This window comes from Bradyrhizobium sp. 187, from assembly GCF_023101005.1.
GTDB classification, from domain to species: domain Bacteria; phylum Pseudomonadota; class Alphaproteobacteria; order Rhizobiales; family Xanthobacteraceae; genus Bradyrhizobium; species Bradyrhizobium canariense_D.
Map to the genome: position 1 here is coordinate 6,876,636 of NZ_CP064693.1, position 14,062 is coordinate 6,890,697.

Here is a 14,062-nt window from a genome sequence, read left to right on the forward strand (position 1 = left end):
ACTGTCGACATGAAATGCAGGGCGAATTTGGCGACGATGCGAACCCCGGTGGTCCGCGCCCTGTCGTTTTCGGCCGCCGTCGCGCTCGCGCTCAACCCGGTGCTCACCCCTGTGGTCGCCGCCGACTATCGCCCTGTGGCGCAGGCTGCGGCCGACGGTCAGATGAACGCGCGATTCCTCTCGCTCGGCATCGGCAAGTCGATCGTGATCGACCTTCCGCGCGACATCAAGGACGTGCTTGTCGCCGATCCGAAGATCGCCAACGCGGTCGTCCGCTCGGCGCAGCGTGCCTACATCATTGGCGCCTCGATCGGGCAGACCAACATCGTGTTCTTCGATTCCGCCGGCCAGCAGATCGCGGCCTATGACATCGCGGTCAAGCGCGACCTCAACGGCGTGCGGGCCGCGCTGAAGCAGGTCCTGCCGAACTCAGACATCCAGATCGACGGGCTAGGCGACGGCATCATCTTGACCGGCTCGGCCGCGAATCCGGCCGAAGCCCAGCAGGCCAACGACCTCGCCGTGCGCCTCGCCGGCGGCCCCGAGAAGGTCGTGAACTCGATCGTGGTCCGCGGCCGCGATCAGGTCATGCTCAAGGTGACGGTCGCGGAAGTGCAGCGCAGCATCGTCAAGCAGCTCGGAATCGACCTCACCGCCAACCTCAGCTACGGCACCTCGGTCGTCAGCTTCAGCAACTCCAATCCGTTCACGGCTCTTGGCCACAACCTCGTCGACGGCAATAACCTGACCACGAAGTTCGGCGCGGCCCCGTCGGTGCAGGCCACGCTGCGTGCGATGGAGACCGCGGGCGTGATCCGGACGCTGGCCGAACCGAACCTGACCGCGATCTCCGGTGAATCGGCAACGTTCATTGCCGGCGGTGAATTTCCGGTGCCTGCGGGCTATGCGTGCGACCCCACCACGCACGTCTGTACCACCCAGATCAGCTTCAAGAAGTTCGGCATCTCGCTCAACTTCACCCCCGTCGTTCTCACGGAGGGCAAGATCAGCCTGCGGGTAATGACCGAGGTGTCCGAGCTCTCGAACGAAAACGCGATCACGCTGTCCCAGGCCGTGACCTCGACCTCGGTCAACTCGCTCACGGTGCCCTCGATCAAGACCCGCCGCGCAGAAACCTCGCTGGAAATTCCCTCAGGCGGCGCGATGGCGATGGCTGGCCTGATCCAGCAGCAGACCAAGCAAGCGGTCAGCGGACTGCCAGGTCTGATGCAGCTCCCGGTCCTCGGCACGCTGTTCCGTAGCCGCGACTTCGTCAACAACGCGACCGAGCTGGTCGTGATCGTGACGCCCTACATCGTTCGCGCAGTTGCGCAAAAGGACCTGTCGCGGCCGGATGATGGCTTCTCCGCACCGGCTGATCCGCAGGCCGAACTGCTCGGCAACATCAACCGCATCTACGGCGTGCCCGGCCGGACCGAACCGGCCAAGAACTACCGCGGCACCTACGGCTTCATCACCGACTGAGGCGGAACGGGGACTTCATGAAGATCACTAGACCACCCCAGATTCGCAGGCGCGCCATCCACCTCGGCGGCGCGCTCGTCGGCATGGCGCTCGCCCTAGGCGGCTGCCAGCATGACGAAGCGGTCACGGCCTCCATTCCCGACGACTACAAGCAGCGCCATCCGATCGCGATCGAGGAGCAGAATCGTTCCATCGTCGTCTTCGTCGGCCATGCCCGCGGCGGCTTGACCGCCGCCCAGCGCGCCGACGTGATGGGCGTCGCGTCGGCCTGGATGCACGAAGGCACCGGTGCGATCCGGATCGACGTACCGTCCGGCACGCCCAACGCGCGTCCGGTCGCGGACACCATGCGCGAAATCCAGGCAATGCTGTCGGCGGCGGGCGTTCCGCCGCGCGGCATCAACGCCCGCTCTTACACGCCGGACGACAAGCGATTCCTGCCGCCGATCCGCCTCACCTATTCCAAGATCGCCGCAGTCGCGGGTCCCTGCGGCCTGTGGCCGGAAGATATCGGCCCTTCGATGAAGAACAAGAGCTGGTTCGAGAACAAGGACTACTACAATTACGGCTGCGCCTATCAGCGCAACCTCGCAGCGATGGTCGACAATCCGTCGGATCTCGAGCAGCCGCGGCCCGAAACGCCGTCCTACACGCCGCGGCGGACCGCCGCGTTCGAGAAGTATCGCAAGGGAATGCCGACGGCGGTCGCCTATCCTGAGGCCGACAAGGCCAAACTCAGCGACACCGGCAGATGATCAGCTACGCTCGCCAGCCCCAAGAAGATCAGTCCGAGGCATCGCTCCCACCGGTCGAGGAGCATATTGCGCCGGCGCCCCGCGTTTCCGTCCAGGCTTTCTGCGAGACCGTGGAAACGGCGGCCGCCGTGCAGTCAGCCGGCGAAGATCGCCGTCTCGGCAAGGCCCATCTGAAGATCCAGATGGGCGGAATGGCGGCTGCGGTGGAAGCCTACCGCTCGGCCCCCACGCCGAACGTGATCGTGCTCGAAAGCGACGGCCGCAACGACCTCCTGGGCGGGCTCGACCATCTCGCGACCGTCTGCGATGCCGGCACCCGCGTGGTCGTGATCGGCCGCATCAACGACGTCACGCTCTACCGCGAGCTGGTCCGCCGCGGCGTCAGCGACTACGTGCTCGCGCCGGTCGGCGCGATCGACGTCGTGCGCTCGATCTGCAACCTGTTCTCGGCGCCGGAAGCCAAGGCCGTCGGCCGCATTATCGCCGTGGTCGGGGCCAAGGGCGGCGTCGGCGCATCAACCATCTCCCACAATGTCGCCTGGGCGATCGCCCGCGATCTCGCGATGGACGCGGTCGTCGCCGACCTCGACCTCGCCTTCGGCACGGCCGGACTCGACTACAACCAGGATCCACCGCAGGGCATTGCCGACGCCGTATTCTCACCCGATCGCGTCGACACCGCCTTCGTCGACCGCCTTCTGTCGAAATGCACCGACCACCTCAGTCTGCTGGCGGCGCCGGCGACGCTCGACCGGGTCTACGATTTCGGCGCCGACGCCTTCGATTCCGTGTTCGACACGTTGCGCTCCACGATGCCCTGCATCGTCCTCGACGTTCCGCACCAATGGTCGGGCTGGACGAAACGCGCCCTGATCGGAGCGGACGACATCCTGATCGTGGCGGCGCCCGACCTCGCCAATTTGCGCAACACCAAGAACCTGTTCGATCTCCTGAAGGCCGCGCGCCCCAACGACCGGCCGCCGCTCTACTGCCTGAACCAGGTCGGCGTGCCGAAACGGCCCGAAATCGCCGCGGCGGAGTTCGCCAAGGCGATCGAGAGCCAGCCGGTCGTCTCGATTCCGTTCGAGCCGCAGATCTTCGGCTCGGCGGCCAATAACGGCCAGATGATCGCGGAGATCTCGGCCAACCATAAGTCGATCGAGATGTTCCTTCAGATCGCCCAGCGCCTGACCGGCCGCAGCGAAACGAAGAAGCAAAAGTCGTCCCTGCTTTCACCCCTGATTGACAAGTTGCGGGGAAAATAGGTCGCCGCATGGAGTTTTTAAGTGTTCGGTAAGCGTAGCGGAACAGACGCCGACGCCCGGGCCCCGAAGCCCGGTGCCGTGTCGCCAGAGCCTGCCCAGGCTTCGGCGCCCGCCATGTCGCGCGTGCCGCCGCCGCCGGCAATCTCCTCGCCGCCGCTCGCCCCGGCGAAGCCTGCGCCGACCATGGAAGCCCGCCGCTCGGACAATTATTACGAGGTCAAGGCGACCATCTTCGGCGCGCTGATCGAGGCCATCGACCTCGCCCAGCTTGCCAAGCTCGATTCGGAGTCCGCGCGCGAGGAAATCCGGGACATCGTCAACGAGATCATCGCGATCAAGAACATCGTGATGTCGATCGCCGAGCAGGAAGAGCTGCTCGACGACATCTGCAACGACGTCCTCGGCTACGGTCCGCTGGAGCCGCTGTTGTCGCGCGACGACATCGCCGACATTATGGTCAACGGCGCCGACACCGTCTACATCGAGGTCGCCGGCAAGATCCAACGCACCGGTATCCGCTTCCGCGACAATCAGCAGCTCCTCAACATCTGCCAGCGTATCGTCAGCCAGGTCGGCCGGCGCGTCGACGAATCCTCGCCGATCTGCGACGCCCGCCTGGCCGACGGCTCCCGCGTCAACGCCATCGTGCCCCCGCTGTCAATCGACGGCCCCACGCTCACGATCCGCAAGTTCAAGAAGGACAAGCTGACGCTCGATCAGCTCGTCAAGTTCGGCGCAATCTCGCCGGAAGGCGCGGAAATCCTCCAGATCATCGGCCGCGTCCGCTGCAACGTGCTGATCTCCGGCGGTACCGGCTCGGGCAAGACCACGTTGCTCAACTGCCTGACCAACTACATCGAGCACGACGAGCGCGTCATCACCTGCGAGGACGCCGCCGAACTCCAGCTCCAGCAGCCGCACGTGGTGCGACTGGAAACCCGCCCGCCCAACATCGAGGGCGAGGGCCAGGTCACCATGCGCGAGCTGGTGCGCAACTGCCTGCGTATGCGTCCCGAGCGCATCATCGTCGGCGAAGTCCGCGGACCCGAGGCGTTCGACCTGCTCCAGGCCATGAACACCGGCCATGACGGCTCGATGGGCACGCTGCACGCCAACAATCCGCGCGAGGCGCTATCGCGCTGCGAATCCATGATCACGATGGGCGGCTTCTCCCTGCCTTCACGCACCATCCGCGAGATGATCTGCGCCTCGATCGACGTCATCGTCCAGGCCGCGCGCCTGCGCGACGGTTCACGCCGCATCACCCACATCACCGAAGTGATGGGCATGGAAGGCGACACCATCATCACCCAGGACGTGTTCCTCTACGACATGGTCGGCGAGGACGCCAACGGCAAGATCATCGGCCGGCACCGGTCGACCGGAATCGGCCGCCCGAAATTCTGGGAACGCGCCCGCTATTACGGCGAAGAGAAGCGCCTTGCCGCGGCGCTCGACGCGGCGGAAGTGGCGCCCACGACGTGAGCAGGTCAACGCAGCCATGAACATGCAAGTCCTTGCCCTCGCCTTCCTTGCCACCGCCACCGTCGGCGGCCTCGCCTGGGTCTTCCTTTATCCAATGCTGTCCGGGGAACGGAAGGCCGAGAGCCGCCGCGCCTCGATCTCGCGGGCCGAGGCGCCCACGGCCCGCGCCGCCGAGAAGACGCAGCGCTCGCGCCGCGAGCAGGTCGAAACCTCGCTCAAGGATCTCGAGGCGCGGCGCCAGCAGGAGAAGAGCGTACCGCTCAGTGTCCGCCTGTCGCAGGCCGGCCTCGATTGGGCGCCGCAGAAATTCTGGATCGTGTCCGCCGTCGTGGCGGGCGTGCTGTTCGCAGTCGCCTTGTTCATCGGCGGCGGCCTGCTCGGTGCCGCCGGCTTCGCGTTTGCCGGCGGCCTCGGTCTGCCCCGCTGGGCGCTCGGCTTCCTGAAGAAGCGCCGTGAAAACAAGTTCCTGGCCGCCTTGCCCGATGCCGTCGACGTCATCGTCCGCGGCATCAAGGCGGGCCTGCCGCTGTTCGAATCGATCAAGGTGGTCGCCGCCGACGCGCCAGAGCCGCTGCGCTCCGAGTTTCTGTCCATCATCGAGACGCAGGCGATCGGCATGCCGCTCGGCGAGGCCTGCACGCGGCTCTACGATCGCATGCCGCTGCCCGAGGCCAATTTCTTCGGCATCGTCATCTCCATCCAGCAGAAATCGGGCGGCAACCTCTCCGAAGCGCTCGGCAACCTTTCCAAGGTGCTGCGCGACCGCAAGAAGATGAAAGAGAAGATCCAGGCGATGTCGATGGAAGCCAAGGCCTCGGCCGGCATCATCGGCTCGCTGCCGCCGATCGTGATGTTCCTCGTCTACCTCACAACGCCAGGATACATCTCGATGCTTTGGACTCATCCCACCGGCCAGCTCATGCTGGTCGGCTGTGTTGTCTGGATGTCGATCGGCATCATGGTGATGAAGAAGATGATCAATTTCGACTTCTGATGGTGTCTTATGGTAGAGTTCCTCGTTGCGAAACTTCACGACGTCCACTTCATGACGATGCTGCTGGCGGCCATTGCCGCCAGCGCCACCGTCTATACGCTGGTGATGCCGCTGTTCGCCGGCGAGGGCCTTTCCAAGCGCATGAAGGCGGTGGCGAACGAACGTGAGCGCATCCGGCAGCGCGAGCGCGAGCGCCTCCACAAGAGTGAAAAAGTCTCGCTGCGCCAGACGCCGAAGCAGCTCGTCTCGAAGGTCGTCGATGACTTCAACCTGACCAAATGGCTCGCGCAGGAAGCTGCGCGGGACAAGCTCATCATGGCCGGCTATCGAGGCCAGGCGCCCTACATCACCTTCCTGTTTGCCCGCCTGGTTGCCCCGATCGTGCTGTTCGTCGGTTCGGTCGTCTACGTGTTCCTGATCGCGCATATGCAGCAGTCCATGCCGATCAAGATCGGCATCTGCGTCGGTGCGGCCTATCTCGGACTCCAGGCGCCGATGCTGTTCCTCAGGAACGCGATCTCCAAGCGCCAACTCTCGATCAAGCGCGCCTTTCCCGATGCGCTCGACCTGCTCCTGATCTGCATCGAATCCGGCATGTCGGTCGAGATGGCGTTCCGGAAGGTCGCGGTCGAAATCGTGGGCCAGTCGATCGCGCTATCGGAGGAGTTCACCCTGACCACGGCCGAGCTGTCGTATTTGCAGGATCGCAAGGTCGCCTACGAGAACCTCGCGCGGCGCACCGGGCTCGAGGGCGTCAAGTCGGTATGTCTCGCGCTCCAGCAGGCGGAGCGTTACGGCACCCCGCTCGGCCAATCCTTGCGGGTGATGGCGCAGGAAAACCGCGACATGCGCATGAACGAAGCCGAGAAAAAGGCCGCGGCACTGCCGCCGAAGCTGACGGTACCGATGATCCTGTTCTTCCTGCCGGTGCTGTTCGTCGTCATCCTTGGACCGACTGGCATCAAGGTCACCGAGATGCAATGACCTTAGACGTGGACCGCGTACGGTCCGAGGATGCCTTCAAGATTGGAAGATCAAGATCGGAAGATCACGTCTGATCAGTCGGGCAGGCCGAGCGAGGCGACCGGCGTCCGCTTCGGCGCACCACGCCGGACGTCGCTGCGGGTCAACATTTCCTTGAGATAGGCGACATTGGCCGTAGCCTGGTCCGGCGGCAGGTCCGCCTTCACAATAGTCTCGGCTTCGGCGAAGCGGCCCTGGAGACCGACGACAAGACCGAGATTCTGCCGCACCCGCGCGCTTGCGTGCGGCGAGGCATAGGCTTGGCGCAGCGCGTCTTCGGCCTTCGGCAGATCTCTCGACAACATGTAGGACAGGCCGAGATTGGAGAGCACGCCGGGATCGCCAGGCGCGATCTTGAGCGCACTCGCATAGTAGGAGCGCGCTTCCTCGTGACGCCCCATCTGATCGAGCGCGGTACCCTGCACCGAGAGCAGGCGCCAATCCGGGTTATCGGGCGAATGCGCCTTCGACAGCACGTCGAAGGCTTGCTGGAAATTGCCGTTGTCGGAGAGCGCGCGGCCGTATTGGGCCATCAGCGCCTTGTTGCCGGGATTGGCGATGGTCGCCTGCTCGAGCACGGCGGCAGCCTGGGCGCGCTGGCCGTTGGCGCGCAGGGCCTGGCCGTAGGCGAGCGCCGCGTCGGCGTCCTTGGGATTGGCACGATAGCGCTCGCCATAGACTTCAGCAGCGCGCGCGGGATCGGTGGGAGCGGCTTCCGCCCGCGGCCCGACCGAGCCCGTGACGTCGGAGAGTTTCGACATCGCCGTGCAGCCGCCGAGACCCATGGCCACCGCTGCGACCAGCGAGGTGGACGCAAGAAGCCGGGCAAGACTTAACCGTTCACGACTGAACCGTTGACGCATGACGCTTTGACTCTCGAGCCGATTGATCGAGCCGAACGCGCCAGCAATAGACTGTTAACCCTAACGGCCGGTTAATGCTCCCGGCCCGGGCCCGTCACTGCGGCGCCTGCGGCGGCACCTCGCCGCCGAGACCCGCATCGAGGCCGAGCGCCTTCGCCTGCTCGTTCAGGTCCCGCAGCAATTGCAGTCGTTGCCGCGTCTCGATCGCGACATCGATGCCCGGACGCACGACCCTCGGCAATTCGCGTCGAAGATCGTCACGATTGACCAGACGCCTCGCGCGGAGCTCGTCGAGCTGAACGTCGTCGATGCCGAGCACATTTGCAGATTGCTCGATCAGTCGGCGCAGTAGTGACGTCACCGCGGCCTCGACATCATGCTTGCGTGCGGATCTCGAGAACTTGCTTTCCAGATCGGCCCAGACATGAGAGGTCACGAGATAGACGTGGAGCAAATTGGCCCAATCCACCTCGTCGTCGGCATAGAAGGCGCGGCGCAGCAGGAGCCGGCGCGCGAATGCTGCGACCTGATTCCGTTTCAGCGTGGTGCATGCGTCGATCTCGATGCCCGATTGGACGGCCGGATCTCGGGAAAAATCCCGTCCGGCCGGCAGTCTGACGACGCCGTGCGGCAGGTTGGAATCGAGCGGCCTGAAGACACCATCCTTGCGCGGACGTGAGTAGCGGGCGATCGCGAAGCGATACTCTGTGCGGCCGCCATGGGACATCGGGTCGGACATCGGGCCGAAATGGATGACGTTGAAGCCGGCATCGTCACCGGCCTGCCCGGTCGATGACGGACAGGACAGGACGTAGATCGTGCGCCAGAATGCTTCAGCGCTCTCGCTCGACGTGGCGCGCGGATCGGGAATCGAATAACGCGTCAGCCCTTCGACATGCCGGTGTCCGTGCAGGACCAGATCGACATTGAGCGATGTCGCCGCTTCGAGGAAGGTCGCGGGCGCGGCGAGATACATCAGCGGCTCGTCGGGCACGCCGAGAAACCGCTTTCCTTCTCCGGTCGCCTGCGGCAGTGGATGATGGTGCAGCGCCAGCACGCGCACGAGGTTTTCCACCGGCTCGGCATAATCGGCGCGGCCGCCCGACCCGAGGCTGCCCGCGAGCTTGACGCTCAGCCGCGCGGAATCCGAAACCATGGCGCTATAGGCGCTCTGGTCGACGTTGCCGCTCACGAGCGTCGTGAGGCTCGCGCGGTTGGAATCCAGCAGCACCAGATCGAGGCCGGCCTGACGGTAGTAGACGCTCTTCGAGGTCCGCGGCAAATGCAGGTAATCATAAACATCGTGGCGACCTGCACGCTGGCTCGGTCGCTTGACGTCGTGATTGCCGGCAATTGCCTGGATGTCGGTGAACAGCCCGGTCTGCCGGAAGGACGCAATGACGGCGATCGCTTCGTCGAGCGCAGGCGGCGCCGGGTCGTCCACGATATCGCCGGTGATCAGCAGGATGCGATCGGGAACATCCGCGAAGTCCGCCATCCTCTCGCGAATTGCGGCATTGAGCGTCTCGATGGTCGCAAGCAGTCGACCAGACCCGTCCAGATGCAGGTCGGAAATCTGTACGATGACGAACGATCTATCCATTTTGCGTCGCTTATTTGCGAATGCCGCGCCGCGCAAACGATGAGAGAAATGCCTTCGACGATCAGGTTCAGTCCGGTATCAATCAGCCCGGGCCATGATGAGCCGGGTAAGAATTGACCCCATCCCCTGTTGTTGCACTCCGTGCAGAACCGTACGACACAATCTAAAATATTGGGCAATAATGCCACAACCGCAGCGCTAGTAAAGCCCTGCGGCCGCTCGCGTGGATCGTGTCCTCGGCATGAGACGGGGCTCGCCCGATGATGGTTTCGCTCACCCGATCAATATTCGATAGCGAGCCTCTTGCGAATTTCATCAATGCGCTTGTCCAATGCATCGAACCGCGCGTGAACGGAGCGGTCGTGGAGATAGAAGACGTAACCGCCGGCAAGGAACGCGAATATCCAATGATGATGCTCGACATAGCCAAAAATCGCCTCGACCGCCTGCCCGATGAAGGTGACCACGCTCCACACAAATTCCATTGCATTTCCTCCCGGCCGGCTTTGTCGTCGGCCGCCGGAGATCTGCACACCTGACGGCCGTTGCCGGAACCTAGCATGGCCCCTTTGCTGCGAGTAGCGGACCGCCGAACGGTGGCAGCAAAGCTGATTGCGGCGGCGGCAAAACTCTGCGAAATCTCGTCCGTTCGTATGACCCGCTCGATCTGACGATCCGGACCCGCCAATGCCTTCTGTCTTCGAGACGTCGCCTACCGCCATCCCGATCACCTTCGTCACCAAGTCGAGCTGGGATCAGGTCGCCGAGGGGCTACCGGCGGCGCAACGCCAGTTCGCCACCGCGAGCGCCTTCACCGCAAAGCCGGGCGGCTATCTCGCGCTGCCCGCGCCCGATGGCGCGATCGCGCAAGTGCTGTTCGGGCTCGAGGACGAGGGTGCAAAATCGCGCGACCTGTTCCGACCGGGCGCCCTGCCCGGCCTCCTGCCGCCGGGCATCTATCGCTTCGCCAATGCACCGCAGGATGCACGGCTCGCCGCACTCGCCTTCGCGCTCGGCAGCTACCGCTTCGCCCGGTACCGCAAGGCCGATCGCCCCGAGGTCAGCCTCGTTCCCCCCGACGGCGTCGACGCGACCGACATCAATCGCATGGCGGACGCCGCAATGCTGGCGCGCGACCTCATCAACACGCCGGCCAACGACATGGGGCCGGAGGAGCTGGCCGCAGCCGCGCAGGATCTCGCCGCCGAATTCGGCGCAAGCTTTGCCTGCACCATCGGTGACGACTTAAAGACGAATTTTCCACTGATCCACGCCGTCGGCATGGCATCTAGCCGCGCGCCGCGGCTGATCGACATTGGCTGGGGCGACCCGGCTCATCCCAAGGTGACGCTGGTCGGCAAGGGCGTCTGCTTTGACACCGGCGGGCTCGACTTGAAGCCTCCGAGCGGCATGCTGATCATGAAGAAGGACATGGGCGGCGCCGCCAACGTGCTGGCGCTGGCGCGCATGGTGATGGATGCGAAGCTGAAGGTGCGACTGCGCGTGCTGATTCCGGCCGTGGAGAACGCGGTCGCGGGCAATGCCTTCCGCCCGCTCGACATCTTCACCTCGCGCAAGGGCATCACGGTCGAGATCGGCAATACGGACGCAGAGGGGCGGCTGGTGCTCGCCGACGCGCTGGCGCTTGCGGACGAGGAAAAGCCGGACCTGCTGATCGATCTCGGCACGTTGACGGGAGCGGCACGCGTCGCGCTGGGGCCGGATTTACCGCCCTTTTACACCAATGATGAGACGCTTGCCGCTGACGTCGCACGATGCGCGGCGAGGGAGAACGATCCGTTGTGGCGCATGCCACTGTGGCCGCCTTACGATGCGTGGCTGGATTCCAAGACCGCCACTATCACCAACGCACCATCAGGCGGCTTTGCCGGCTCGATCATTTGCGCGCTGTTCCTGCAACGCTTCGTCGAGCATGCCAGGAGCTGGCTGCATGTCGACATCTACGGCTGGACGCCGTCGGCGAAGCCCGCACGCCCCGAGGGCGGCGAGTGCCAGGCCGCGCGCGCGATCTACACATTGCTGAGCGAGCGCTATGCGTGATCCAGAACACGATCTAAGCCACGATCCAAGTCACGATCCAAGATACGATCCAAGGCTGACACCGTCGCGCGGCGACATCGCCGCGAAATACCTCGAAAGCAAGGTGCAGGCGGATCGTTTCGTCACGGGCGAGGAATTCGAGATCATCGCGGCGATCGCGCCCGTGCGCGAGCAGCCGTCGTCGAACGCGATGCTAATGACACAAGCGTTGCGCGGCGAGGGCGTCACGGTTTACGACCGCAACGGCGAAGGCTGGGCATGGGGTCAACTTTCAGGTGACGGCTATGTCGGCTGGCTGCCGGACGCAGCGCTCATGAAACCCGCGGCCGCGCCGACCCATATGGTCAGTGCTTTACGAACCTTTGCCTTCCCCGGTCCCTCGATCAAGCTGCGGCCAGCAGACACGCTGGTGATGGGATCGAAGATCGCGGTTGCACGCGAGGACGGCAGCTTCGCCGTGACACGCGACGGACACTATCTGCCGAAGGCCCATCTCGCCCCGCTTGGTCATTGCGAGCCGGATTTCGTCGCAGTCGCCGAGCGTTTCGTCGGCACGCCCTATCTCTGGGGTGGCAAGAGCAGCCTTGGCGTCGATTGCTCCGGCCTGGTCCAGATGTCGCTGACATCGGCGGGCATCGGCTGCCCGCGCGACAGCGACATGCAGCAGGCCGGCCTCGGCCGCGCGCTGGAGCCCCATGAGCAAAGCAGCTTGCTGCGCGGCGATCTCATTTTCTGGAAAGGTCATGTCGCCATCGTCCGCGATGGCAGCACCATGGTTCACGCCAATGCGCATCACATGGCAACGGTGATCGAGCCGATCGAGCCGGCAATCGCAAGGATCAAGCAAGCCGGCAGCGAGGTCGCCGCGATCAAGCGGCTCTGACGGAGGCTACGTCGCCGCGGACCCGTTCTCCGCCGTCTCCAGCCGGAACGCCGCCGCAAACAGCGCGCGCGTGTAATCCGTCTTCGGGTTCTTGAAGAGCTCGGCGGCCTGACCTTCCTCGACCACCTTGCCGCCACGCATCACGATCAGATGGCTGGCGAGCGAGGCGACGACGCGCAGATCGTGCGAGATGAACATGTAAGTGAGATCGCGCCGGCGCTGCAATTCACGCAGCAGATCGACCATCTGCGCCTGAATCAGCATGTCGAGCGCACTGGTCGGCTCGTCCAGGACGACGAAATCCGGCTCCAGCACCACCGCCCGCGCGATGCTGATGCGCTGGCGCTGGCCGCCGGAGAATTCATGCGGATAACGGTGGCGAGTATCCGGTTTCAGTCCGACGTCCTCGAGCGCCTTGACGACGCGCTCCTCCCGCTCGCCTCGCGAGAGCTGCGGCTGATGCACGGTGAGGCCTTCGGCGACGATGTCGGCGACCGACATGCGCGGGCTGAGCGAGCCGAACGGATCCTGGAACACGATCTGCATGTCGCGCCGGAACGGCCGCATCTCCTTGAAGCGCAGGCCCTGGATATCTTTTCCCAGGAACACAATGCGTCCGTTCGAGGAGATCAGCCGCAGCAATGCGAGCCCCAGCGTGGTCTTGCCCGAGCCGGACTCGCCGACAACGCCGAGCGTCTCGCCCTTGCGCACGGCGATGCTGACGCCGTCGACCGCCTTGATGTGGCCGACCGTCTTACGCATCAGCCCCCGCTTGATCGGGAACCAGACCTTTAGGTCGTCGGCGGACATCACCACCGGGGCATCCGGCTGCGGCGGCGCCGGATCTGGCTTCGGCTCCGCGGCGAGCAGGTCGCGCGTATAGGGATGCTTCGGGGTCTTGAAGACGTGCTCGACCGGCCCCTGCTCGACGATCTCGCCCCCCTTCATGACGCAGACCTGGTCGGCGATGCGGCGCACGATGCCGAGATCGTGGGTGATGAAGAGCAGGCTCATGCCGAGCCGGCCGCGGATCTCTGCGAGCAGCGTCAGGATCTGCGCCTGCACGGTAACGTCGAGCGCCGTGGTCGGCTCGTCCGCGATCAGGAGGTCCGGCTCGTTGGCGAGCGCCATCGCGATCATCACGCGCTGGCGCTGGCCGCCGGAGAGCTGGTGCGGATAGCTCTTCAGCCGCGTTTCAGGCTCGGGAATGCCGACCTGCGTGAGCAATTCCAGCGTCCGCCTGCGCGCCTCGGCATTGCTGGTCGGATTGTGCAGCTGAATGATCTCGCCGATCTGCGCCTCGATCGTATGCAGCGGGTTGAGCGAGGTCATCGGCTCCTGGAAGATGATCGAGATGTCGCTGCCGCGAATCTCCCGCATCTCCTGCTCCGACCGGTCGATCAGTTCCTGGCCCTTGAAGTGGATGCTGCCCGAGGGATGCGAGGCATTTGGATAGGGCAAGAGCTTGAGAATCGAGAGCGCGCTGACCGACTTGCCGGAGCCGGACTCGCCGACCAGCGCCAGGCACTCGCCGCGCTTGATCTGGAACGAGACCTTGTCGACCGCGAGCGTGGTGGCGCCCCCCTGGTGGAAGGCCACCGAGAGGTCGCGCACGCTGAGCAAAGGCTGGTTGATCGCGTCCATT

Annotated in this window: 12 protein-coding genes; 8 read left to right on the forward strand and 4 right to left on the reverse strand. The window is 64.6% G+C overall.

What is annotated here, in order from left to right; genetic code table 11:
* The first annotated feature begins 9 nt into the window (after positions 1-9).
* The 6 genes from IVB19_RS33270 to IVB19_RS33295 are packed head-to-tail and all read left to right on the forward strand — an operon-like array spanning position 10 to position 6,968.
* A complete protein-coding gene (locus IVB19_RS33270; RefSeq protein WP_026232792.1) occupies positions 10-1,485 on the forward strand; it encodes a type II and III secretion system protein family protein in 1,476 nt (491 codons plus the stop codon).
* Positions 1,486-1,502: 17 nt separating this feature from the next.
* Entirely contained in the window at positions 1,503-2,240 is a 738-nt protein-coding gene (locus tag IVB19_RS33275; RefSeq protein ID WP_018454682.1) for a CpaD family pilus assembly protein, read from the forward strand.
* Positions 2,237-3,505 (forward strand): CpaE/TadZ family protein, encoded by a 1,269-nt coding sequence (locus tag IVB19_RS33280; protein ID WP_018454683.1) that lies wholly within the window; start codon positions 2,237-2,239, stop codon positions 3,503-3,505. The genes IVB19_RS33275 and IVB19_RS33280 overlap by 4 nt, the downstream gene beginning before the upstream one ends.
* A gap of 21 nt (positions 3,506-3,526) precedes the next feature.
* Positions 3,527-4,990, forward strand: coding sequence for a TadA family conjugal transfer-associated ATPase (locus IVB19_RS33285; RefSeq protein ID WP_026232793.1), 1,464 nt, complete (start codon positions 3,527-3,529; stop codon positions 4,988-4,990).
* Between the two features lie 16 nt (positions 4,991-5,006).
* Positions 5,007-5,984, forward strand: coding sequence for a type II secretion system F family protein (locus IVB19_RS33290; RefSeq protein WP_026232794.1), 978 nt, complete (start codon positions 5,007-5,009; stop codon positions 5,982-5,984).
* 9 nt (positions 5,985-5,993) lie between these two features.
* Positions 5,994-6,968 carry a type II secretion system F family protein gene (locus IVB19_RS33295; RefSeq protein ID WP_018454686.1) on the forward strand — a complete coding sequence of 325 codons (975 nt, stop codon included), beginning with the start codon at positions 5,994-5,996 and terminating at the stop codon, positions 6,966-6,968.
* A 74-nt stretch (positions 6,969-7,042) separates the two neighbouring features.
* Here the strand turns inward: IVB19_RS33295 and IVB19_RS33300 are convergent, their stop codons facing one another.
* The 3 genes from IVB19_RS33300 to IVB19_RS33310 all read right to left on the reverse strand — a co-directional run bounded on the left by IVB19_RS33300 (position 7,043) and on the right by IVB19_RS33310 (position 9,958).
* Positions 7,043-7,870: a tetratricopeptide repeat protein gene (locus tag IVB19_RS33300; protein WP_026232795.1), complete on the reverse strand. Its 828-nt coding sequence runs from the start codon at positions 7,868-7,870 to the stop codon at positions 7,043-7,045.
* Positions 7,871-7,964: 94 nt separating this feature from the next.
* On the reverse strand, positions 7,965-9,473 hold the full coding sequence (locus tag IVB19_RS33305; protein WP_085361622.1) for a metallophosphoesterase family protein: 1,509 nt from the start codon (positions 9,471-9,473) through the stop codon (positions 7,965-7,967).
* 281 nt (positions 9,474-9,754) lie between these two features.
* On the reverse strand, positions 9,755-9,958 hold the full coding sequence (locus IVB19_RS33310) for a hypothetical protein (protein WP_018454690.1): 204 nt from the start codon (positions 9,956-9,958) through the stop codon (positions 9,755-9,757).
* A gap of 202 nt (positions 9,959-10,160) precedes the next feature.
* Here IVB19_RS33310 and IVB19_RS33315 point away from each other — a divergent pair, with 202 nt between their 5' ends.
* Together IVB19_RS33315 and IVB19_RS33320 are read left to right on the forward strand one after the other, a co-directional pair.
* Positions 10,161-11,534 (forward strand): leucyl aminopeptidase family protein, encoded by a 1,374-nt coding sequence (locus IVB19_RS33315; RefSeq protein ID WP_085361623.1) that lies wholly within the window; start codon positions 10,161-10,163, stop codon positions 11,532-11,534.
* On the forward strand, positions 11,527-12,417 hold the full coding sequence (locus IVB19_RS33320; protein ID WP_018454692.1) for a C40 family peptidase: 891 nt from the start codon (positions 11,527-11,529) through the stop codon (positions 12,415-12,417). Before IVB19_RS33315 ends, IVB19_RS33320 begins: the two co-directional genes overlap by 8 nt.
* A 6-nt stretch (positions 12,418-12,423) precedes the next feature.
* On the opposite strand, the gene IVB19_RS33325 is transcribed toward IVB19_RS33320, so the two are convergent.
* Complete coding sequence (locus IVB19_RS33325; protein ID WP_018454693.1) at positions 12,424-14,061, reverse strand: ABC transporter ATP-binding protein; 1,638 nt, start codon at positions 14,059-14,061, stop codon at positions 12,424-12,426.
* Position 14,062: the final 1 nt, after the last annotated feature.

Excerpts from the sequence above, each read along its gene's own strand:
- IVB19_RS33270 (WP_026232792.1), top strand. The coding sequence starts at position 10 with ATGAAATGCAGGGCGAATTTGGCGACGATGCGAACCCCGGTGGTCCGC.
- IVB19_RS33275 (WP_018454682.1), top strand. The coding sequence starts at position 1,503 with ATGAAGATCACTAGACCACCCCAGATTCGCAGGCGCGCCATCCACCTC.
- IVB19_RS33280 (WP_018454683.1), top strand. The coding sequence starts at position 2,237 with ATGATCAGCTACGCTCGCCAGCCCCAAGAAGATCAGTCCGAGGCATCG.
- IVB19_RS33290 (WP_026232794.1), top strand. The coding sequence starts at position 5,007 with ATGAACATGCAAGTCCTTGCCCTCGCCTTCCTTGCCACCGCCACCGTC.
- IVB19_RS33295 (WP_018454686.1), top strand. The coding sequence starts at position 5,994 with ATGGTAGAGTTCCTCGTTGCGAAACTTCACGACGTCCACTTCATGACG.
- IVB19_RS33300 (WP_026232795.1), bottom strand. The coding sequence starts at position 7,870 with ATGCGTCAACGGTTCAGTCGTGAACGGTTAAGTCTTGCCCGGCTTCTT.
- IVB19_RS33305 (WP_085361622.1), bottom strand. The coding sequence starts at position 9,473 with ATGGATAGATCGTTCGTCATCGTACAGATTTCCGACCTGCATCTGGAC.
- IVB19_RS33310 (WP_018454690.1), bottom strand. The coding sequence starts at position 9,958 with ATGGAATTTGTGTGGAGCGTGGTCACCTTCATCGGGCAGGCGGTCGAG.
- IVB19_RS33315 (WP_085361623.1), top strand. The coding sequence starts at position 10,161 with ATGCCTTCTGTCTTCGAGACGTCGCCTACCGCCATCCCGATCACCTTC.
- IVB19_RS33320 (WP_018454692.1), top strand. The coding sequence starts at position 11,527 with ATGCGTGATCCAGAACACGATCTAAGCCACGATCCAAGTCACGATCCA.
- IVB19_RS33325 (WP_018454693.1), bottom strand. The coding sequence starts at position 14,061 with ATGGACGCGATCAACCAGCCTTTGCTCAGCGTGCGCGACCTCTCGGTG.